The sequence below is a fragment of the Escherichia sp. MOD1-EC6098 genome, from assembly GCF_002965865.1.
Lineage (GTDB): Bacteria > Pseudomonadota > Gammaproteobacteria > Enterobacterales > Enterobacteriaceae > Escherichia > Escherichia marmotae.
In genome coordinates, this window is the sequence record NZ_PTSN01000001.1 from 1 (window position 1) to 21,009 (window position 21,009).

General features: G+C 52.0%; 18 protein-coding genes. 1 reads left to right on the forward strand and 17 read right to left on the reverse strand.

Annotated features, from left to right (window positions below):
* Positions 1-578 precede the first annotated feature (578 nt).
* The 14 genes from cpsB to wza all read right to left on the reverse strand — a co-directional run bounded on the left by cpsB (position 579) and on the right by wza (position 14,871).
* The gene (gene cpsB, locus C0K55_RS00005) at positions 579-2,015 is read right to left on the reverse strand and encodes a mannose-1-phosphate guanyltransferase (RefSeq protein WP_000079312.1); all 1,437 of its coding nucleotides are present in this window, start codon (positions 2,013-2,015) and stop codon (positions 579-581) included.
* 2 nt (positions 2,016-2,017) lie between these two features.
* Positions 2,018-3,241, reverse strand: coding sequence for a colanic acid biosynthesis fucosyltransferase WcaI (gene wcaI / locus C0K55_RS00010; RefSeq protein ID WP_061090435.1), 1,224 nt, complete (start codon positions 3,239-3,241; stop codon positions 2,018-2,020).
* Positions 3,238-3,717: a GDP-mannose mannosyl hydrolase gene (gene gmm / locus C0K55_RS00015; RefSeq protein ID WP_000479830.1), complete on the reverse strand. Its 480-nt coding sequence runs from the start codon at positions 3,715-3,717 to the stop codon at positions 3,238-3,240. The genes wcaI and gmm overlap by 4 nt, the downstream gene beginning before the upstream one ends.
* A 2-nt stretch (positions 3,718-3,719) precedes the next feature.
* The gene (fcl, locus tag C0K55_RS00020) at positions 3,720-4,685 is read right to left on the reverse strand and encodes a GDP-L-fucose synthase (protein ID WP_016248895.1); all 966 of its coding nucleotides are present in this window, start codon (positions 4,683-4,685) and stop codon (positions 3,720-3,722) included.
* 2 nt (positions 4,686-4,687) lie between these two features.
* Positions 4,688-5,809 carry a GDP-mannose 4,6-dehydratase gene (gene gmd, locus C0K55_RS00025; protein WP_000048206.1) on the reverse strand — a complete coding sequence of 374 codons (1,122 nt, stop codon included), beginning with the start codon at positions 5,807-5,809 and terminating at the stop codon, positions 4,688-4,690.
* A gap of 26 nt (positions 5,810-5,835) precedes the next feature.
* Positions 5,836-6,384 (reverse strand): colanic acid biosynthesis acetyltransferase WcaF, encoded by a 549-nt coding sequence (wcaF, locus tag C0K55_RS00030; RefSeq protein ID WP_001153571.1) that lies wholly within the window; start codon positions 6,382-6,384, stop codon positions 5,836-5,838.
* 15 nt (positions 6,385-6,399) lie between these two features.
* Positions 6,400-7,146, reverse strand: coding sequence for a colanic acid biosynthesis glycosyltransferase WcaE (gene wcaE, locus C0K55_RS00035; protein ID WP_001516635.1), 747 nt, complete (start codon positions 7,144-7,146; stop codon positions 6,400-6,402).
* Positions 7,147-7,271: 125 nt separating this feature from the next.
* Entirely contained in the window at positions 7,272-8,492 is a 1,221-nt protein-coding gene (gene wcaD / locus C0K55_RS00040) for a colanic acid polymerase WcaD (RefSeq protein ID WP_105266148.1), read from the reverse strand.
* A complete protein-coding gene (gene wcaC / locus C0K55_RS00045) occupies positions 8,467-9,684 on the reverse strand; it encodes a colanic acid biosynthesis glycosyltransferase WcaC (protein WP_105266147.1) in 1,218 nt (405 codons plus the stop codon). The genes wcaD and wcaC overlap by 26 nt, the downstream gene beginning before the upstream one ends.
* Positions 9,681-10,169 (reverse strand): colanic acid biosynthesis acetyltransferase WcaB, encoded by a 489-nt coding sequence (gene wcaB, locus C0K55_RS00050; RefSeq protein ID WP_000888754.1) that lies wholly within the window; start codon positions 10,167-10,169, stop codon positions 9,681-9,683. The genes wcaC and wcaB overlap by 4 nt, the downstream gene beginning before the upstream one ends.
* Before the next feature lie 2 nt (positions 10,170-10,171).
* Positions 10,172-11,011: a colanic acid biosynthesis glycosyltransferase WcaA gene (gene wcaA / locus C0K55_RS00055; protein WP_105266149.1), complete on the reverse strand. Its 840-nt coding sequence runs from the start codon at positions 11,009-11,011 to the stop codon at positions 10,172-10,174.
* Positions 11,012-11,117: 106 nt separating this feature from the next.
* Entirely contained in the window at positions 11,118-13,280 is a 2,163-nt protein-coding gene (wzc, locus tag C0K55_RS00060; protein WP_016248899.1) for a tyrosine-protein kinase Wzc, read from the reverse strand.
* A 2-nt stretch (positions 13,281-13,282) separates the two neighbouring features.
* Positions 13,283-13,726 (reverse strand): low molecular weight protein-tyrosine-phosphatase Wzb, encoded by a 444-nt coding sequence (gene wzb / locus C0K55_RS00065; RefSeq protein WP_000482894.1) that lies wholly within the window; start codon positions 13,724-13,726, stop codon positions 13,283-13,285.
* A 5-nt stretch (positions 13,727-13,731) separates the two neighbouring features.
* Positions 13,732-14,871 (reverse strand): polysaccharide export protein Wza, encoded by a 1,140-nt coding sequence (gene wza, locus C0K55_RS00070; protein WP_000978108.1) that lies wholly within the window; start codon positions 14,869-14,871, stop codon positions 13,732-13,734.
* 669 nt (positions 14,872-15,540) lie between these two features.
* On the opposite strand from wza, the gene C0K55_RS00080 reads away from it, so the two are divergent.
* Positions 15,541-17,124 carry a TerC family protein gene (locus C0K55_RS00080; protein WP_000454698.1) on the forward strand — a complete coding sequence of 528 codons (1,584 nt, stop codon included), beginning with the start codon at positions 15,541-15,543 and terminating at the stop codon, positions 17,122-17,124.
* 459 nt (positions 17,125-17,583) lie between these two features.
* Here C0K55_RS00080 and asmA read toward each other — a convergent pair whose 3' ends face one another.
* The 3 genes from asmA to udk all read right to left on the reverse strand — a co-directional run bounded on the left by asmA (position 17,584) and on the right by udk (position 20,773).
* A complete protein-coding gene (gene asmA, locus C0K55_RS00085; protein ID WP_001252379.1) occupies positions 17,584-19,437 on the reverse strand; it encodes an outer membrane assembly protein AsmA in 1,854 nt (617 codons plus the stop codon).
* A gap of 21 nt (positions 19,438-19,458) precedes the next feature.
* Complete coding sequence (gene dcd, locus C0K55_RS00090) at positions 19,459-20,040, reverse strand: dCTP deaminase (protein ID WP_001234771.1); 582 nt, start codon at positions 20,038-20,040, stop codon at positions 19,459-19,461.
* A gap of 91 nt (positions 20,041-20,131) precedes the next feature.
* Positions 20,132-20,773, reverse strand: coding sequence for a uridine kinase (gene udk, locus C0K55_RS00095; protein ID WP_000132077.1), 642 nt, complete (start codon positions 20,771-20,773; stop codon positions 20,132-20,134).
* Positions 20,774-21,009 lie beyond the last annotated feature (236 nt).

The following is a 21,009-nucleotide window of genomic DNA, read 5'->3' on the forward strand; positions in this document are numbered from 1 at the left end:
CTTATCAGGCCTACAAAACCCGAACCACAGGTCGGATAAGGCGTTCACGCCGCATCCGACAGCCAGCGCCTGATGCGACGCTACCGCGCCTTATCAGGCCTACAAAACCCGAACCACAGGTCGGATAAGGCGTTCACGCCGCATCCGACAGCCAGCGCCTGATGCGACGCTACCGCGCCTTATCAGGCCTACAAAACCCGAACCACAGGTCGGATAAGGCGTTCACGCCGCATCCGACAGCCAGCGCCTGATGCGACGCTACCGCGCCTTATCAGGCCTACAAAACCCGAACCACAGGTCGGATAAGGCGTTCACGCCGCATCCGACAGCCAGCGCCTGATGCGACGCTACTGCGTCTTATCAGGCCTACAAAACCCGAACCACAGGTCGGATAAGGCGTTCACGCCGCATCCGACAGCCAGCGCCTGATGCGACGCTACCGCGCCTTATCAGGCCTACAAAATCCGAACCGTAGGTCGGATAAGGCGTTCACGCCGCATCCGACAGCCAGCGCCTGATACGACGCTACCGCGCCTTATCAGGCCTACAAAACCCGAACCAGAGGTCGGATAAGGCGTTTACACCCGTCCGTAGCGATCCGAAAAACGCACCACATCATCCTCTTCGAGATAAGAGCCGGAGCGCACTTCAATTAAATCGAGCGGAATTTTCCCCGGATTTTCCAGGCAATGCGTCGCCCCCAGCGGAATATAAATGGACTCGTTTTCACCAAGCAGTTTGATATCACCGTCAATGGTGACTTTTGCCGTTCCCGCCACCACCACCCAGTGTTCTGCCCGGTGATGGTGCATCTGTACCGACAACCCCTCGCCCGGTTTCACTGTGATGCGTTTCACCTGGTAGCGGTCGCCTGCGTCGATAGAGTCATATTTGCCCCACGGGCGGTACACTTCGCGATGCACCCGATGCTCATGACGACCATCAGCTTTGATCTGCTCGACCACTTTTTTCACATCCTGCACCGCGTTCCGATCGGCAATCAACACCGCGTCTTTGGTCTGCACCACGACCAGATCTTTCACCCCAACGGTGGTCACCAGGCCAGATTCGGCATACACATAGCTGTTTTCGGTTTTGTGATTAATCACGTCGCCGTGGCAAACATTGCCCTCGGCGGTGTGTGCGCTGATCTCCCATAATGAGGACCAGGAACCGACATCGCTCCAGCCCGCATCCATCGGCACCACAACGGCATCTGCCGTGCGTTCCATGACCGCGTAATCCACCGACTCTTCCGGGCAGGCGAGAAACGCTTCTTCATCCACACGAATAAAATCGAGATCCGGATCGATGGCGCTCATCGCTTTTTCACAGGCGTCGAGAATATCCGGACGATATTTTTTCAGTTCTTCGAGATAGCGTCCGGCGCGGAACAGGAACATGCCGCTGTTCCAGTAATAATCACCGTTTGCCACATAGCCCTGCGCGGTTTCCAGATTCGGTTTTTCGACAAACTGCGCCACTTCAAAGGCCACCATATCCTGCTCGCCGGGGGAAACGTCGCCGCGACGAATATAGCCATAACCGGTTTCAGGTAGATCCGGCACAATGCCGAAGGTCACCAGCTTGCCCGCTTCGGCATACGGCATGGCATTACGCACGGCGCTGCGAAAAGCGTCCTCATCGGCAATCACATGATCCGCCGCCAGCACCAGCATTAACGGGTCGCTCTCGGGGCTATGGCGTTTTGTCGCCAGTGCCGCCAGCGCAATGGCAGGTGCGGTGTTGCGCCCTACCGGTTCGAGAATAATGTTCTCGGTGAGTTTGTTTAGTTGACGCAATTGCTCCGCGACAATAAAACGATGTTGTTCATTGCAAATCACCACCGGGCTTTCGCACTCCACGCCATTCAGGCGGCAGATGGTGGTTTGCAGCATGGTGAGATCACCTTTCAGGCATAAAAACTGCTTGGGGTAAAGTACGCGGGAAAGCGGCCATAAGCGGCTACCGGAGCCACCTGCCATCACCACAGGATAGAGTTTCGACTGCGCCATAATTATCCCCGAATATCATTTATAAATTGACGTAACACGTTCTCTTTATCGAGCGTGCGTTCGGCATATTCACGTGCCACCGTGTTGTGTCTGGGCAGCAGGAGCGCCTGGCGGATCCCCGCCACCAGCGCCTCTACCGATTCCGGTTCTACGCAAACTGCAATACCTGGAAAGGTGGCGCAAAGCTGCCCCAGTTCTGTGTGGGCTTCTGCGGTAATCACCGCGTTACCGCCTGCCGCCAGAATATTGGTCAGTTTCGACGGCAATACGGCATCTGCCGCGCCGCGTTTTTGCACTACCAGATGGCAATCGCCCATCTTCAGCAGCGCGGGCAAGGCTTTATACGATTGCAGCGGGAAAAATTGCATGTTGCGCAGTCCACGCTGCTGCGCCATTTTTTCCAGCCGCGCTTTGCCGCCGCCCTGCCCGACAATGGCAAAAATCAACGGTTCATCGCGCAGGCGATCGGCGGCGTCAATAACGTTTTCCAGCCCCTGCTTTTCGCCAATATTGCCGGAGTAAAGAATGATTTTTTTGTTATCCGGCAGACCAAGCTGGTTACGAAGGGCGTCGACATCGGCCTGTGCAACGTGCTGAAAACGGGCGATTTCCGACCAGTTGGGGAAGAAGATGACTTTTTCCGCCGCCACGCCTTTTTCGATGGCTTTATTCATCATCGAGCGTGAAATCGTGGAGACATTATCAACGTTGTGCAGCCCGCTACGTTCGAACGCTGTTGCCAGGCGGGCCACTTTGCCGCCGTTGCCTTTTCCGGCAAGACCCAGCCCCAGCATGGCGTCCACTTCGTAATCCTGAATATGCAGCACGGTACGCGCGCCAGAGAGTTTTGCCAGCAGGCGCATTCCTGGCGTGCAAAACAGCGTTGGCACCACGCCGATAATGCGATCCGGCCTCCAGCGGCGTTGCGCCATCAGCGGGAAGAAACTGCTGACGGCAAAACTGCCAAGATGCAAAAGGCGTTTCAGGGTACTGGGCTGTTCTGGCACATACAGCGGGCAGCGCCACACCGTGGCTGCGCCCTCTTCCCGTTTGTACCGCCAGGCGGAATAGTTCTCGCCCACCTGCCACTGCGGATAGTAAGGCGGCGCGGTAATGACCCGCACTTCATGACCTTGTGCTGCCAGCCATTCCACCATCTCGCCAGTGTATTTGCCGATACCGGTTAGCTCTGGCGAGTAGTTAATGCCGTAGACCAGAATTTTCATAAGCCAGGCACTCCGGCACGCTTCTCAGCGAGAAAATAGGCGCGGCTGTTCGCATGAACATCGTCACTGGCCAGCAGCGCGTCCGCCGTCAACCAGCGGTAATCGTCATGCTGTTCGTCCGGCAGCAACAGCTCTTCTTCCGCTACCCTGAAGCGAAAACCGAGCACCACATAGTGGGTGGTGAAATCTGTACCGGAGAAGTTATCGTCATAAAAATGCTGCCAGACGCCGTAAAACTGGCCTGCTTTCATCGGCAGTCGCAGCCCCAGTTCCGCCAGCGTCAGCCGCTCAAATGCGGCTTCCAGCGTTTCATCTTTCTGCACGCGCCCTCCCGGCACAAACCAGTAACCCTGCGCCGGGCGGTTGGTTCTTTTGCCAAGCAGGAACTCGCCGCGGCTGTTCTCGACAATAAAGTCGAGAGAGACAAGCGGGGTCGAGCGCACTACTGTGGCAAAGTCTTCCTGACGTAAAAACATCATTACCCCCGAAAACGCTCTTGATTCTCAAGAAACCACTGGTAGGTGCTGGCAAGCCCCGCCTCCAGTGAGATTTCGTGATACCAGCCAAGTTGATGCAGGCGTGTCACATCCAACAGTTTGCGCGGCGTGCCGTCCGGTTTGCTGGCGTCGAAAACTACCCGACCTTTGTAGCCCACCACTTTAGCGATAGTTTGCGCCAGCTCGCGGATGGTGCAGTCAACGCCGGTGCCGACATTAATGTGCGACAGCATCGGCTGGGTGTTCTCCAACCAGACTTCGTGCGCCAGCTCCATCACATGAATGCTCGCCGCCGCCATATCATCGACATGCAGAAATTCGCGCATCGGTGTGCCGCTGCCCCACACCACCACGTCCGGCGCATTCTGTGCTGTCGCCTCGTGGAAGCGGCGCAGCAATGCAGGGATCACGTGCGAGTGACTCGGGTGGAAGTTGTCATGTGGCCCGTACAGGTTGGTCGGCATGACCGAGCGGTAATCGCGTCCATATTGGCGGTTGTATGATTCGCACAGTTTGATCCCGGCGATTTTGGCAATCGCGTAGGGCTCATTGGTCGGCTCCAGCGTCCCCTGTAACAACTCGCTTTCTGCCATCGGCTGTTTTGCCAGTTTTGGGTAGATGCAGGACGAACCGAGAAAGAGCAGTTTGTTCACGTCGTTCTGATGCGCGGCGTGAATGATGTTGCTCTCAATCATCATGTTCTGGTAGATGAAATCCGCCGGATAAGTATTGTTGGCAACAATGCCGCCCACTTTCGCCGCCGCCAGATACACCTGGTCAATGCGCTCACTGGCAAAGAAATCATCCACCGCGCGGCTGTCCAGCAGGTTCAGTTCGTCGCGGGTACGCAATACCAGTTCCACATCGCCGCGCTGTTCGAGCTGGCGCTTGATGGCGGAACCGACCATCCCGCGATGGCCAGCGATAAAAATACGTTGTTTACTCATGCTTAAGACTCCAGCGCGATCGCCACGTCGTAGCCGTGAGATTTCAGCAGAGAGTGTTTTTTCGCTGCCTCAAGGTCGTTAGCCACCATTTCAGAGACCATCTCTTTGAGGGTGATTTCCGGTTTCCAGCCCAGTTTTTCGTGCGCTTTGGTCGGATCACCGAGCAGCGTTTCAACTTCAGCCGGACGGAAGTAACGTGGGTCAACGGCGATAATTACATCACCCGGTTTTACGCCTGGTGCGTCATGCCCGGTGACGGAAACCACTATGCCCTTCTCTTCAACGCCCGTGCCTTCAAAGCGCAGTTTGATACCCAGTTGTGCCGCCGCCATTTCCACAAACTGGCGCACGGAGTACTGAACGCCGGTCGCGATAACGAAATCTTCTGGCTGTTCCTGTTGCAGCATCATCCACTGCATTTTTACGTAATCTTTGGCATGACCCCAGTCACGCAGGGAATCCATATTGCCGAGGTACAGGCAGGACTCCAGCCCCTGAGCGATGTTGGCGATTGCGCGGGTAATTTTGCGGGTGACGAAGGTTTCGCCACGGCGCGGCGATTCATGATTAAACAGAATGCCGTTGCAGGCGTACATGCCATAGGATTCGCGGTAGTTGACGGTTATCCAGTAGGCGTACAGTTTGGCGACCGCATACGGAGAGCGCGGGTAGAACGGCGTAGTCTCTTTCTGTGGAATTTCCTGCACCAGACCGTACAGTTCAGAGGTGGAAGCCTGATAGAAACGGGTTTTCTTTTCCAGACCGAGGAAGCGGATCGCCTCCAACAGACGCAGCGTGCCCATCGCGTCAACGTCTGCGGTATATTCCGGTGATTCAAAAGAAACCGCAACGTGGCTCATCGCGCCCAGGTTGTACACTTCGTCCGGCTGTACTTCACGCAAAATGCGCGTCAGGTTGGAGGTATCACTCAGGTCGCCATAATGCAGATGGAATTTCGGGTTGCAGGTGTGTGGATCCTGATAAATATGATCCACGCGCTCGGTATTGAATGACGATGCGCGGCGCTTAATACCATGCACCTCGTAACCTTTCTCCAGCAGCAGTTCTGCCAGGTAAGAACCATCTTGTCCGGTTACGCCGGTGATGAGAGCGACTTTTGACATGTCTTATTCCTCTGTATTTTTTGAATTTATTCAGTTTCAACGCGTTTGCGTATCACCACTGCGGGGTTCCCCCGGCAAACCACATTTGCCGGAAGCGATTTAAAAACACTGCTTCGCGCACCTACGACGGTGCCGTCGGCAATAGTGACGCCGGGCGCGACAAAAACATCCGTCGCCAGCCAGCATTTCTCGCCAATCACAATTGGCAAGGCGTTAATAGTGAAATAGTCACTTGCATGATCATGACTGCCGGTACACAAATAACTTTTTTGTGAAATTACCGAATGAGCGCCAATGGTAATTTCGCCAAGGGTATATAAATTAACCTCATCACCGATCCACGCGTAATCACCTAAAGTTAATTTCCACGGATAAGTAATTTTTACTGACGGGCGAATAACTACGTTTTTTCCTATTTTTGCGCCGAATAAACGTAACAAAAATGCCCGCCAGCGATACAATACTTGCGGTGACCAGGCAAATAATGTTGCCTGTACCGCCCACCATAATTGCACTTTAATCGCGTTGCCGCCCCGGAACCCTTTCGGCACCGAGAACCCACTTAAATCCTGCATCGTTTTCCCTTATATTCAGCTTTTGTTATATAAGGCTTTCGTCTTTGAGGTAGTACGTTGGCGTAAATGCCAGGATAATTCAGCCCAAAAGCCAGGCACATGTAATATTTGTCGTTGTACTTTTTTGGCGTCTGCACACAATTCCATATTATTGGTGGTAGAAATTCCGCCCATGGAAAATTCAGACACCAGGCCATTGAGTTTTTTAAATGCATAACCGGCCTTATACATTTTGGCCGCCAGCGCGTAATCGGAAGAAACTTTATATTCCAGATCATAGCGCCATTTTTTCAGACCAGAAACCGGGAAAAATATCGCCTGATGACTGGCGGGCAGACTGTGATAAATATACCAGCCAGGTTTGGCGCTACGTTTAATTTTATGGCCATCGCCAAAATCCAGCAGCGCATCGCCAGTGACCATCACGTTATCTTGTTGTGTTTTTAACTTACGCACAAAATTCGCGGCATTCGGATGAAAGATATCGCCCGAGTTAAGAAACAAAGCAAATTTGCCTTGCGCCATCGCAATGCCTTTGTTCATGGCGTCGTAGATGCCGTTATCTGGCTCACTGACAAAGCGTAAGTTATGAACACCATTGAGATTTTCCAGATACTCACGGCTGCCGTCGTTCGAACCGCCATCGACAACAATCCATTCGAAGCTGATATCCTCCGCCTGCGCCAGATGCGTCAGGGAGGCGTGTGTTTTAACTATCCCTTCGAGATTACGAAACGCGACGGTGATTATGCTAAGCAACATGTTCTTACCTCGTAATACCCGTCATACTTCAAGCTGCATGTGCGTTGGTTTTCCTCGCTCCCCCCAGTCACGTACTCGTGTACGCTCCTGGGATTCGCTGTGTCACCAACTTCCTGCAACTCGAATTATTTAGGGTGTATATTTAACGCTTTTCGCAAAATAAACGGACAGACGATTAAAAATGCATATTCCGGGCTAAATATTGAACCGGTAAAAAACAGCGACACCGGAGTAAAAAGATATAATTGCACGCGAAAATTGCGGTTATCACCAAAAGCGTTGAGCATCATTTTTATCACTTTCCCCATGTACCACAGCGATAAAAACACCGCGAACCAGGAAAAATAAATAATCAGCAGATATAAACCATTGTCTATGGTTTTTCCGACATCCGCACCGTTAAATATTCCGAATGATGCGACATATTCATAAAGTGAGCCAAATCTGACCACACCGTCAATATGGGTCAAAGAATAACCGACCATCACCAGCGGACCAACAATACGATAATACGATGACGATCCTTCCGTACCTAAATCTCCCAGACGGGTGGAAATATAAGGAAACGCAATGACCACACCAACCAGGAATACAGTCAAAGAAATCAATGCCAGCGGTAATTTTTTCTTAATCGCCTCTTTATTCAGATACTGAAATGCCCACTCCAGCAAATAAAACAGGATAAAGGTCATAACCCCTGAAAACGATCCGGATAATATTATCCCTGCGAGAATCATAGCATCGGTTTTAGGGGTTTTGATACCAAACTGTTTGATACTGAGCCAAATTGAGATTAATGCCAGAGCGAAAAATGCTGGTTCGAAATAAAGTGCCGTGGTGCGCTTGCCACCGAATTTAATGAAATTCAGTACATAGCTGTTACTGTAAATCAGGTATTTCGAAATCGACTCCATAATACTGCTGCCGCCAGTAAGGATAATTTGCGCCATCTCCACCGCCGCCAGCGCCACCACCAGCCCAACCACCAAATAAAAGAAGCGTAATATCTTGCGGTGGTTGTGTGGCGAAATGGTTTTAAAGCGAATGCTCCACACCATGCCAATAATGATCACGATATAGACAAACAGCATCGTCGAGGTAACGTATTTGCTGGCATCCAAAGACTGACCAAACAGGTAGTTAAACGCCGTGAGTCCCGCACCAATCCCTAACGCTATCATCAATTTTTTAACGCTGATGCGCTCTAAAAACAGCAACAACAAGACAGGCAAAAAGGTGACGATGGTGATGGGAAAACTTTCGCCAAGCTGGGCGATTTTGACGTTAACCAGCAGGTAAATCAGCGGCAACAGTAGGTAGCTACAGATCCTGATAGAACTTGACATACTCCTCCAGCATCTGTTGTCCACTGTAGGCGGTGCGACTGCGCTGGCTGAACCCGGTAAGTGTGGTGCCAAATATCGCCTGCGCGATTTCTGGTTTACTTAACTGCACCAGTTGCAGCACTTCTTCTTCGCTGACGGTTTTACCGCCAGACTTTTGCAGCACTTCCCACGCCGCGTCGCTGTGAGTGGCAATCACCGGCACACCGATGGATAACGCTTCACACAAAATCAGCGGGTAGTTATCGACGCGAGAGCTAAATACCAGCGCATCCATTTGATTAAGCGCGCTCATCAGCTTACGTTTGTCGGTTTCAAAACCGTGATTGACCACGTTGCCTGCGCTAAACGGCGAGAACTTACCGAAGGTATGAAGTTCGATTTTATCGTCCAGCGCCATCATTTCGCGTACCAGTCGCTGGTTAGTTTTGCCGTCATAACGCAGGTCATGCGCCACCACAGCGATTTTCGGCTTGCCCTGGGTTTCGCGCACCGGTGGCAGTTCCGCCAGAATTGCCTCGGTTGCCACGTCAATCCCGTTATTGATAATCCGGCAACGTCCAGGCCCGTACAGACTATTGAAAGCGTCAGCCACATGCTGGCTGGGGGAAATAAACTGACAGCCCAGCGCCAGCATCTCACGGAACAACTGGCGTTTGCCTGTAACTCGCTGGTGCGCGCGATCAACCTTCACCGGCGGATAGTTATTTAGAGTCGGGCATTTCTGACAGCCCGTTTTCCAGCCTTCACAACCGTCGGTAAAGGCGCAGCGTCCGGTGACACTCCAGTGGTCGTGCAGCGTCCAGAGCAGAGTGACATCTGGCTTGTGGTTTTTCACTTTTTCGCAAAATCTCACCACGTTGTTGAGATTCAACCAGTAACTGTGCAGGACATGAAAATGCAGCACCACTGGCCCCTGCGTGCGGGTAATGGTGCGATATAACGCATTAAAATTGCCGAACACGTCGCGGTTAAACAGTGGAAACAGTGCGATATTCGCCATCGCCGTCAGGCGTGGGGTGTGTTTAATCACCTGCGGATAGTTTTGATGGCTGACACTCTCTTTGCCGCCCTTGCCGTAGCCGTAGACAAAATGTGACGCCAGCCCCTGTTGCAGTGCGCGCTGGTGGAGATCTAACGCCACGCCTGCCGCCCCGCCCTCCGCCAGCCGCACATTAAATTGCAATATATTCATTTAATTACCTTCACTCGCGCTTTTTCTCCCACCACCAGCGCGTTGTCCGGGACAGCATCGAGCACCACGCTGCCCGCGCCGACAGTCACGTTGTGACCAATGGTGATATCGCCAAGAATAATGACATTGGCACCGAGTTCGACGCCGTTGCCAATTTGGGGGCACGCCATGTTGTCGGCTCCTCGATTGCCAATAGTGACACCGTGGCGAATGGTGAAATCATCCCCCGCCACCACGTTTTTATTGATCACCACCGCGTAGCCGTGATGGATGGTAAAACGACGTCCGATGGTCGCGGCAGCCTGGATTTCATAACCGAAAAAGCATTCAGTGATAATGCGATACAGCACCAGCAGCGGAACCGCCCACAGATTGTTGAGGACGTTCTTTTTGCGCCACACCGAGCAAAAATGGGCAACGCGATAGGCGAGAACCATGCAGCACGGGCGGAGACTCCAGCTATTGGCGCGCAGATCTTCCAGCATCCTTAGCGCCCCCGCAGCCCGTCCGCCAGACGTTTACCATTGCGCACTGACAACAGTGTCAGCAAAGTGCGCCAGGTCATGTGCTTATTGCGGATTTGATAGAGGGTAAACAGTTGATACTTTTTGCTGGCGCGGTCGAATTTGTCTTTGTGCTTGCGGTAAAAATGGAAGTATCCGGAGAATTTTTTCGGTGACGAGGTGATCTGCATTTCGCCGTGATTGATATGCAGGATCTGCGTCGCCTCTTCCACTTTCCACGGTTCGCCATACTCCACCACCATCCGCAGGAAGATGTCGTAATCCTGTGCCGCTTTCAGTTCGGTATCGAACAAGCACTCTTTGAAACGCCACGCCCAGGTAAAAACCTGGTTGCCGATGATGTTGCGCTTGTAGAACAGGCGGCGTGAATACGGCGATTTGGGATACAGCGGCAGGCTTGCCGGTTGGGAATAGACTTCGCCCTGGCAAACGTAGTCGTTAGCGTACAAAAAGGCGTGAGTGACCAGTTGCTGTTTATGGGCGAGGAAGACACTCAGGCGGTTGGGTGTCCACTCGTCATCGTCATCGATCCCGGTGATGTATTCCCCTTGAGCCAGCATAATCGCCTGGTTGCGTACCGCACAGGCTCCACTGTTAATATCGTTGTGAATGTAGGTGATGCGTGGGTCATTGAGGGCTGTGACGTATTGTTGCAACTGTTCCCAGGACGTAGAGCAATCATCAACGATGATCATCTCCCAGTTGCTGTAGTCCTGGCGCAGAATCGATTTGATCGCCCGAATCGCCAGTTGTTGGCGGTTCCAGGTCGGCATATAGATTGAGATCAGCGGATTTTCTTTCATAGTTTGTTCTCCCGGCTTATGAGCTGGTTTGCTTGCCGGATGCGGCGTGAACGCCTTATCCGGCCTACGGGGCGGTGCGAATGCAGGTATCGGGAAACCGACCTCGTTATTTTGCATCCGACTTATATTCATATTCGTAGTAGCCATAATCCTGATACGCACTGGCGCGGCGGAAGATGGAGTTCAGAATCACCCCTTTCACCGTAATCCCGTTCTGCTCAAAACGGCTGAGGCTGGTTTCCACTTCTTTCAAGGTGTTGACCGCATAACGCGCCACCATCAAGGTGGTTCCGGCATGACGCCCGACAATTGCCGCATCGGTCACCGCCAGAATCGGCGGCGTATCAATCAACACCAGGTCGTAGTTTTTACTCGCCCAGCTCACCAGTTCGGCAAAGCGTTCGCTCATCAGAAGTTCAGACGGATTCGGCGGCACCTGACCGCGCGGGATCAGGTCAAAATTAGGAATCGAAGTGGGTTTGGCACTGGCCGCAATATCACCCTTGCCAATCAGTAGCTCCGACAGGCCATTGACGTTATTGGTGCCGAGTAACTCGTGGGTATAGCCTTTGCGCATATCGCAGTCGATCAACAACACCCGTTTATTGGTCTGACTGATCACCGCGGCAAGGTTGGCACAGACAAAGGTTTTACCAATTGACGGGCTAACCCCGGTCAGCATCAGCACATTATTTTGCGCCTGCATCATCGCGAAGTGCAGGCTGGTACGCAGACTGCGGACGGCTTCAATCGCCAGATCGGTTGGATTCCCCACCGCCAACAACTGGCTCTGTTTGTAGCGTTTAATACCTTTAATCGTTTTGACACTATCGCGTGCTTTCTGCCATTCCGACAGTGGAATGCTGGCGTAAACGCTGATGCCATGTTCTTCCAGCACCTGCGGGCTTTCAATACCGCGATTAAACAGTGAGCGCAGCAACACGCCAACAATGGAGAGCATCAGGCCGAGGATAATCGCACCAAGAATAATCAACCCTTTCTTCGGTTTCAGTACACCAGGCTGGGTGATTGCCGGGTCAACAATACGTACATCACCGACGGTACTGGCTTCAGTAATTTTCAGCTCCTGCTCTTTATTCAGCAGTTGCATATAGACCTGTTGACCAGATTCCACATCGCGGGTCAGGCGCACAATCTCTTGCTGAGTTTTCGGCATCGCCGTCACCCGGCCGTTAAGTTTGGCTTTTTCGTCTTCCAGTGCCTGACGTTTCTCCAGCAAGGTACGGTAGGCCGGGTGGACTTTGGTATACAGTTTGGAGATTTCCGCCTCTTTAAAGGTCAGTTCGTTAAGCTGTGCGTCGATGTTGACCATCGAATCGAGCACTGCTTTTGCTTCCAGCGGTAAATCGACGGAATCTTTATCCTGACGGAAGGCATTCAGTTTGTTTTCAGCGACGTCAAGGCGGCTGCGCACTTCCGGCAACTGCTGTGCGAGGAAGGCGAGGCTTTTCGACGCTTCTGCCGACTTACGTTCAATATTTTGTTCCTGATAGTTACGGGCGATGCTGTTAAGAATGTCGCGGATCTGTTCGCGATCTTCACCGGTATAAGTCAGGCTAAGTACACCAGCGTCTTTGCCGTTCTCCGTTACCGTCAGGCTATTTTGCAGTTGATTAATCATCCCGAGCGTGGAGTATTTCGTAACCGTAAACGCACTGCCCGGACTGGCGTGAATGGCTTCGACCATCAGCGCGACGCCCTCTTTTTTCAGCATCTGGCCTGCTTGCCCACGGGCGCTAAAGCCACCATCACTGATCAGGGTGTAGTTTTTGTTGTCCAGAACGTTAAGCGTAAATACCTGATCCGCCATCTCTTTTGGACGGTTAAAGGTGGTCACTTTCACCGTCTCGTTCTGGCGTCCCATCAGACGATCCCAACCCGCACCGAAAATCGGGAACGTGTTTTTGCTCACCGCAATATCAAGGTCGAGATCGTCAACCGTTTTGCCGAGCACCAGACGCGATCGAATCAACTGGATCTCGGCGTCCGATGCTGGCGGTTTGTTGGCTAACGCCGAACCGATGTCCTGCACCAGCGAATTACCGCCACTTTGTTCGATTTGAACCAGTGCATCGGCGCTGTAAATCGGCGTGGCGAAGAAGGTGTAAATCACGGCACAGAGGGCGAATACGGCAGTGATGCCAAGCACCCACCAGCGCGCTTCAATGACGGTGCCGACCAGACGACCAATATCGATTTCATCACTGCCCGTTACCGGAGCGGCATGTTGTTTTACTTTTTCTGTCATTCTTATACCTGCTCTGCGTTCAATGCCTGCGCCCACTGGCGGGCAGACCGTTCAAGTAATGTGTACACCGCTGCAAACGTTTCCCGACTTTTGCGATAGGGGTCGGGGATTTCACATTCGTTATCCCAGTGACCAAACAGCATCACTTTGCCGCGCATCTCCGGCGCTATCTCGCATAAACGGGCGATATGGCGCTTTTCCATGGTCAAAATCAGGTCATAGTTGCGACACAGGCGGCGGCTGATTTGCCGGGCGCAGTGACCTTCCAGAGACAGTTGATGTTCTGCGGCGACGCTGATGGCGGTAGGATCAGCGCCTTTACCTACCAACGCACCGAGCCCAGCGGACTCCACTTTCAGCTCAGGGTGATAACGTTGCAGTAAGCGCTCCGCCGTCGGGGAGCGGCAAATATTGCCGACGCAGACAACTAAGATGTTGTTAAACATGACGATTACCAGTTATGAATGTCGCTGGCTGTATCCGTCATGTAACGGACACCGCTAATAGTTGGCAGCAACTGATTGATCAGGCGGTTCCAGCGGGAAACCGGGGCGGTGGTGACATACACCACGTCGTAAGGCTGGAGGCGGAATTCCGTCGCCATCACCAGCGAAGTGGCATCGGACATATCCAACTGGTAGATGTTGGCAATCTTGCCGCCGCGCCCGCCCTCGCCTTTCAGTGGACGAATGACAAAGATGCCGCTGGCGTTAGAGGTGGTCATATCAATACCTTCGGCATTGCCCAGGGCTTCAGTCAGGGTCATGCCGCTAAAGTCCATTTTCAGGGTGCTCTGTTTCTTCACTTCGCCCATCACGAACACTTTCAGATCGTCATTACGCGGCACGTAAAGAATATCGCCCGGATAAAGCAGTCGGTTCTGGTTGAGATCGCCGTTTTGCATCAGCGCCTGCAAAGAAATACGTTCTTCGCGGCCATTGTGTGTCAGAACGACGTTGCGCCAGTCGGCGGTGTCGGTCAGGCCACCAGCGGCGTTAATGGCATCGAGAATGGTCAGCGGCACGTTGGTAATGGCCTGCTGACCGGATTTATTCACCTGGCCGGAGATATAGGCTTTTTGCGAACGGAAGGCGGCGATATTAACGTCCACCTGCGGGTCAGCGATGTATGTCGCTAAGCGGCGGGTAATATCACTGCGAATTTCAGCGAGAGTTTTGCCCACCACGTGAACCTTGCCAATATACGGATAGAACATGGTGCCGTCAGGCTGTACCCAGTTACCGGCATCGCTGGAGCTGCGGTACTGACCGGCAGGCGTGGTGAGTTCAGGGTGATCCCAGACAGTGACGTTAAGAACATCGCCGGGTCCAACACGATACTGGTAATTAGCAATCTCACTTTCCAGCGTCATATTAGGGCGCGCCACGTTGGGGCGTGGGCGTAATTGATCAACCAGACGTGGGGTAAGCGGATAAACATTCACCATTTTGTCGAGATCGAAATCAGCGTCCTGCTGTTTGATGACGTCTTTACCCATCGTAGACATATTGCTGCCCGGAAGTACTGTGCAACCGCTTATCAAGGTTACTGACACCAATAATGGCATCAATTTCATTTTGGATTTCATCATTGTTTATTTATCACTTTGGCAGAGTCATTATCCTGTGCATTATTCGTCGCAATATCACTATGCACATTTACCTTGCAGTTAATTGAATAAAAATTTAACTGGCATCAGTCCTAAAAAAATTGATTTCATCCGCAGGCTATTGACAGAATAATTCAGACTCATCGTTCAGGCATCCAGACACGCTACCGCCCCTGGCTTTTTAGCTACCAATACACTGATTTGGTTCAAATTTTACAACCCTTTCACCATGCAACAGTCTATGTGAAAGCATTATTCCGGAAATTATTTCCCCGACTATAAGATAGCATTATGGTAATTAAATATTTGCTCTCCAATAATTCAGGAAGAAGTGTTACAGCTAAAGGAATAGCAGGCAAGGTAACAAATCGGTAATTGACTATTTTTAAGAATTATATGAAGGCTATTTTTTGTATCTTTTAGGAGTTTCTTTATGTTGACAATATTTAATATACCACCTCCATATGCGATATTTCTTAAATATATTTGCGGTAAGAGAGTTATTTTCAACACAAAATAAAGGGGATTGATTACCGGATTCATTGTGAATAAAAATCTGATAAGTCATGCCTGAGCATTGCAATTTGGCGCATCATTATCCATGATCGAATTGTGACATTTGTCATACAACGAATAGGTATTGCACTTACTATGGAATGGATTGCCGATCCGTCTATCTGGGCCGGGTTAATCACGCTGATAGTGATCGAACTGGTCCTCGGTATTGATAACCTGGTCTTTATTGCCATCCTCGCAGAAAAACTACCGCCGAAGCAGCGCGACCGCGCACGAGTTACCGGACTACTGCTGGCAATGTTAATGCGCCTGTTACTGCTGGCGTCAATCTCCTGGCTGGTCACTCTGACCCAACCGCTGTTTAGCTTCCGCTCGTTTACCTTTAGCGCCCGCGACTTAATCATGCTGTTCGGTGGTTTCTTCCTGCTGTTCAAAGCTACGATGGAGCTGAACGAGCGGCTGGAAGGGAAAGATAGCAATAACCCCACACAACGCAAAGGAGCGAAGTTCTGGGGCGTGGTGACGCAGATAGTCGTGCTGGACGCCATCTTCTCTCTCGACTCGGTGATTACCGCCGTTGGGATGGTCGATCATTTACTGGTAATGATGGCCGCCGTCGTTATCGCTATCAGTCTGATGCTGATGGCCAGCAAGCCGTTAACTCAGTTCGTTAATAGCCACCCAACCATCGTTATACTGTGCTTAAGTTTCCTGTTGATGATTGGCTTTAGCCTGGTCGCGGAAGGTTTCGGATTCGCCATTCCGAAGGGGTATTTGTACGCTGCTATTGGTTTCTCAGTGATGATCGAGGCGCTCAACCAGTTAGCCATCTTTAACCGACGCCGTTTTCTTTCCGCCAATCAGACGCTGCGTCAGCGCACAACCGAAGCAGTGATGCGCCTGTTAAGCGGGCAAAAAGAAGATGCAGAACTGGATGCCGAAACCGCGTCAATGCTGGTGGATCATGATAATCAGCAAATCTTTAATCCGCAGGAGCGGCGGATGATCGAGCGGGTACTCAATCTGAACCAGCGTACCGTCAGCAGCATTATGACCTCACGTCACGATATTGAGCATATTGATCTCAACGCCCCGGAAGAAGAGATCCGCCGGTTACTGGAGCGAAATCAGCACACGCGTCTGGTCGTTACCGACGGTGACGACGCCGAAGATTTGCTCGGTGTTGTTCACGTTATCGACCTGCTGCAACAGTCGCTGCGCGGTGAACCGCTCAACCTGCGGGTGTTAATTCGCCAGCCGCTGGTATTTCCGGAAACCTTGCCATTGTTACCTGCCCTCGAGCAGTTCCGTAACGCTCGCACGCACTTTGCTTTTGTGGTGGATGAGTTTGGCTCAGTGGAAGGGATTGTGACATTAAGTGACGTCACCGAAACCATCGCCGGGAACCTGCCGAACGAAGTGGAAGAGATCGACGCCCGTCATGATATTCAGAAAAACGCCGACGGCTCCTGGACGGCGAATGGCCATATGCCGCTGGAAGATCTGGTGCAATATGTGCCGCTGCCGCTGGACGAGAAGCGTGAATATCACACCATTGCCGGGCTGCTGATGGAATATTTGCAGCGCATTCCACAACCTGGCGAAGAAGTACAGGTAGGGGATTATTTGCTCAAAACGTTGCAGGTGGAGAGCCATCGCGTGCAGAAGGTGCAGATTATTCCGCTGCATAAGGAAGATAATTTGGAGTATGAGGTGTGAGGGCATGTAGGCCTGATAAGACGCGTAAAGCGTCGCATCAGGCGTTTCATTCAACCGGGAGAGTATGTGACATTGAAGGCTGTTCCGTTCACTTTATGTTCCTCGCTACTTTGGAACGCTCAAGCCGGTGAACGTGCCAGGGTGGCTCAATCGCCACCACCCTGGCAACCCGGGCTCCCGGCGGTAAATCGCCGCTGGCGCGGTCCCCTCATCTTATTCCTTTCGGCTATCGGGTACGGGCGCGAGGTAACATCCCTGTAAAACGCGCCCTCAGCCCACATCCATGTGGGCTGCCCCGGCCTACAGGAAACGATTCGGCGATTTACAGCCGGACCAACACCCTCGCTGAAATACCTTACTTTTACTGATGATTCATCTTTGCTGAAAGTAATCTACGTGATTGCCTGATGCGACGCTTTACGCGTCTTATCAGGCCTACAAATTATGTCATCTGGAAACTTACATCTTCTCCAGCAACTTCTTCACATCTTTACCATTGCGGGAGTCTTTATTGCGCTCAGCCCAGTCGTTCAGGCGACGTTTGGCTTCGTCCTGTAACTGTTTACGCAGCAACTGATCCACTTGCAGACTGTAATTGAGTTGCTGCCAGTTGCCATAAACCCGCAGCGGAACCGGTGTTTCTTTGAAGAATTCAACCAGCTTGCTTTCTCCGTTCCAGCCGCCAACGACACGAATATCAAACTGGGTGTCACAGGTTTGCTCTGCCAGATTCAACGTGCCAGCCCCTGTCAGCGCCAGCACTGGCGATTCACCCTGCATGTCGTTTAACGTCACGACGCCATTATTTAGCGTCAAATCCGTCGTAAAACGGTCAAGCCGTGTCACATTATCGAAGTTTTCAGCAGCCTTCACATCACCGCCGTTACGTTCTACCGCCTGCTGGATCATCTGCTGGAAGTTCATCCCTTCCATGCGCGTGTCGGCCATTTCAACATGCGCCTTCCCTTGCCAATTATGGCGGAAATCTTCCGCATCAATGTCAGCACCGGAGAAATCACCGGCCAGCGACATTTTGCCGGTCAACGAAATCGGATAGTTAAACGCCTTCAGAATAGTGCCAATCTCAACGTTTTCCAGCCGGGGTTGAAAGGATATCCGCGGATTTTTTACCGTCGAGTCCAGCGTGCCCGGCAGCGAAACTTGCCCACCGTTGAGTTTGCCTTGCAGTTGGATAATCTCCAACAAGCCCGACTTGTTGGTCATTTGCGTGGCGACATCGGTAAAATTCATTCCGCGCCAACGCACGTTATCAGCCTGCAACAATATATCGGCGGCAAAACCTTTTAACCCCTGGTAGGCTGGCTCATCAATACGCGAGGAAATAACGGGACGTGGTAACGTTGGTTGATTCTGCCCCTGCTGCGCAGCACCGATTTCACCGTTAACTGTTTCATTAAGCGGGATTAAGTTATCGAGATTAAGCTGCGGGAATTGCAGTCTTAACAACCATTCCGGCTTCTCTGTCAGCGTGACCTGCGCTTGCCCACTGAGCGTACTGTCGTTAGCGGTTAAATTGATTTGATGAAATGACAGACGTTTATGTGGCTCTTGCCACTGGGCCTGGAAACTCCCCTGCCCCTGAATACCTTGTTTTGGCAAGTCTGCGCCCTGCAACTGCCAGTTAATTTGTTCAATAGCCGCCGTTAAATCTTGCGGATAATCAGAGGCATCCACCGTGCCTTTGAGAGATAACGTGAGATCGCGCTGGTCGCGATTAACCCGCCCGGAGAACTCAAACGAGCCACGATGTTGGGGATCTTGCTCCATTTGCAGACGGATATTGCGAATCGTCACCTGCTCGTCATTTTCATGCTGGAACACCAGCACACTGTCAGCTACCTTCAGGCTGGAGATATCAAACGACCAGCCGCGACCTTCTGACAGCTCCGGCAACGTATTATCGCGCGGCGCAACGGGGGCATCTTCACTCCGCACCGCTTCTGTCTGCGGCGTCAGTTGAATGACTGCGCCTTTCAGCATCACCTGCTTAACGCTCAGTTGATGGCTCAGTAGCGGTAAAAGCGCCACATCAAGGCGCATATTATCGGCTCGTACCAGCGGCTGGCTGGCACCCTGGGCGGTAAGGGACATGCGCCCGGAGAGAATACTAAGTTGCGGCCAAACGTGCCAACGCAGTGGCCCGTCCAACTGCAATTGATAGCCGCTACGCGCAGCAACCTGCTTGACCATATAGTCGCGGAAATCATTCGGATTCACCAGCAACACTAGCGCAGATAACCCGGCCACCAGCACGACCAGGAGTATCATCAGCGTCGTCAGAAATCGTCTCATGGAATCCTCAATGGGCCTGAATTAGTCTTTATCGATTCGACTGGCGACCGCGCCCTGCTGGTTGCGATATTTCGCATCTTCACGGCGGTTGTATGGACGCGCTGCCGGGCCGGAAAGCGGCTCAAAGCTCAGCGCGCCAATTAACATCCCCGGGCGCAGCGCCAACGGCAGTTTACCGGAGTTGTAAAACTCCAGCACAATGCAGCCAGACCAGCCCGGATCGATACGGTGTGCGGTGACGTGCACCATCAGCCCTAAACGCGCCAGTGAAGAACGCCCGTCCAGCCAGCCCACCAAATCAGCAGGCAAGGTTACCGACTCCAGCGTCACCGCCAGCGCCAGCTCACCTGGATGAAGAAAAAACGCCTCGTTTTCATCGAGCACGATCTCATCGCTCATCACGCGATCAAGGGCCGCGCTCACTTCGTCTTTAGGACCGCTCAGATCGATAAACGCTGCCGTGTGGCCCCGGAAGGTACGAAATTTATTGCCCAGGCGCACATCCACCGTCGCGCCATTAATACGCTCCACCGGCGGACGTGGGTTGATCGACAAACGGCCTTCATCAAGCCAGGCTTCAATATCTCGGTCACACAGACGCATGGCATTTTCTCCTTTCGCGCATCACTCCCTTAACGCCTTTTACGTCAAGGGCATACCAGGTTATCACTGAACGGTACACAATTTACCAGGCTTATTCAAAGAACTGACTTATTTTCGCTTTCAATATATCGATCGCGATGCGGTTTTTACCGCCGCGCGGCACGATAATGTCGGCATATTGTTTGGAAGGTTCAATGAATTGCAGGAACATTGGGCGCACGGTTTTTTGATATTGCGCCATCACCGAATCCATCGAACGCCCGCGCTCGTTAACATCGCGCTTGATGCGGCGCATCAGGCAGATATCCAGCGGGGTATCAACAAAAATGGAGAAGTTGAGTTCGTCACGTAAACGCGCATCCGTCAGCAGCAAAATGCCTTCGAGAATGATGACTTTCTTCGGTTCAACCTTCACCGTTTCTTTCATACGCGTATGTTCAACATAGCTGTAAACCGGCAGGTCAATAGCCGAACCACGTTTCAGCGCTTGTAAATGCTCAAGCAGCAGACTGTGATCCATCGCACTCGGATGGTCGTAGTTGGTCTTAACGCGTTCTTCCATCGACAGATGGCTTTGATCTTTGTAGTAGCAGTCTTCCGGAATAACGCCGATGTGTTCATCACCCACTTGTTCACGTAATTCACGATAAAGGGTACTGGCAATGAGACTCTTGCCGGAAGCCGATGCGCCAGCGATACCGATAATGACGCACTGATGAGACTGATCAGTCATAAATTTAGCGACCTGATTAACCTGGATGTTAGGAAGGGGGGGCCGAAGCACCAAACGCGGCAATTATAGGGATTTCATCCGCCTGATACCAGTCGAATAGCGTTGCCGCACATTTAGAGTTAATTGTTGACGATCCATTCCCTGACGCAAATTTAATTGTTTACTTTTAACGCAATGTGAAAAATGTTATGTCCGGTTGTGCAAATTGCCGCCAATTACGTCACTTTATGAACAAA

Excerpts from the sequence above, each read along its gene's own strand:
- fcl (WP_016248895.1), bottom strand. The coding sequence starts at position 4,685 with ATGAGTAAACAACGTATTTTTATCGCTGGCCATCGCGGGATGGTCGGT.
- wcaA (WP_105266149.1), bottom strand. The coding sequence starts at position 11,011 with ATGAAAGAAAATCCGCTGATCTCAATCTATATGCCGACCTGGAACCGC.
- udk (WP_000132077.1), bottom strand. The coding sequence starts at position 20,773 with ATGACTGATCAGTCTCATCAGTGCGTCATTATCGGTATCGCTGGCGCA.
- asmA (WP_001252379.1), bottom strand. The coding sequence starts at position 19,437 with ATGAGACGATTTCTGACGACGCTGATGATACTCCTGGTCGTGCTGGTG.
- dcd (WP_001234771.1), bottom strand. The coding sequence starts at position 20,040 with ATGCGTCTGTGTGACCGAGATATTGAAGCCTGGCTTGATGAAGGCCGT.
- wcaI (WP_061090435.1), bottom strand. The coding sequence starts at position 3,241 with ATGAAAATTCTGGTCTACGGCATTAACTACTCGCCAGAGCTAACCGGT.
- wzc (WP_016248899.1), bottom strand. The coding sequence starts at position 13,280 with ATGACAGAAAAAGTAAAACAACATGCCGCTCCGGTAACGGGCAGTGAT.
- wzb (WP_000482894.1), bottom strand. The coding sequence starts at position 13,726 with ATGTTTAACAACATCTTAGTTGTCTGCGTCGGCAATATTTGCCGCTCC.
- wcaF (WP_001153571.1), bottom strand. The coding sequence starts at position 6,384 with ATGCAGGATTTAAGTGGGTTCTCGGTGCCGAAAGGGTTCCGGGGCGGC.
- cpsB (WP_000079312.1), bottom strand. The coding sequence starts at position 2,015 with ATGGCGCAGTCGAAACTCTATCCTGTGGTGATGGCAGGTGGCTCCGGT.
- wza (WP_000978108.1), bottom strand. The coding sequence starts at position 14,871 with ATGATGAAATCCAAAATGAAATTGATGCCATTATTGGTGTCAGTAACC.
- gmm (WP_000479830.1), bottom strand. The coding sequence starts at position 3,717 with ATGTTTTTACGTCAGGAAGACTTTGCCACAGTAGTGCGCTCGACCCCG.
- gmd (WP_000048206.1), bottom strand. The coding sequence starts at position 5,809 with ATGTCAAAAGTCGCTCTCATCACCGGCGTAACCGGACAAGATGGTTCT.
- wcaD (WP_105266148.1), bottom strand. The coding sequence starts at position 8,492 with ATGTCAAGTTCTATCAGGATCTGTAGCTACCTACTGTTGCCGCTGATT.
- C0K55_RS00080 (WP_000454698.1), top strand. The coding sequence starts at position 15,541 with ATGGAATGGATTGCCGATCCGTCTATCTGGGCCGGGTTAATCACGCTG.
- wcaC (WP_105266147.1), bottom strand. The coding sequence starts at position 9,684 with ATGAATATATTGCAATTTAATGTGCGGCTGGCGGAGGGCGGGGCGGCA.
- wcaB (WP_000888754.1), bottom strand. The coding sequence starts at position 10,169 with ATGCTGGAAGATCTGCGCGCCAATAGCTGGAGTCTCCGCCCGTGCTGC.
- wcaE (WP_001516635.1), bottom strand. The coding sequence starts at position 7,146 with ATGTTGCTTAGCATAATCACCGTCGCGTTTCGTAATCTCGAAGGGATA.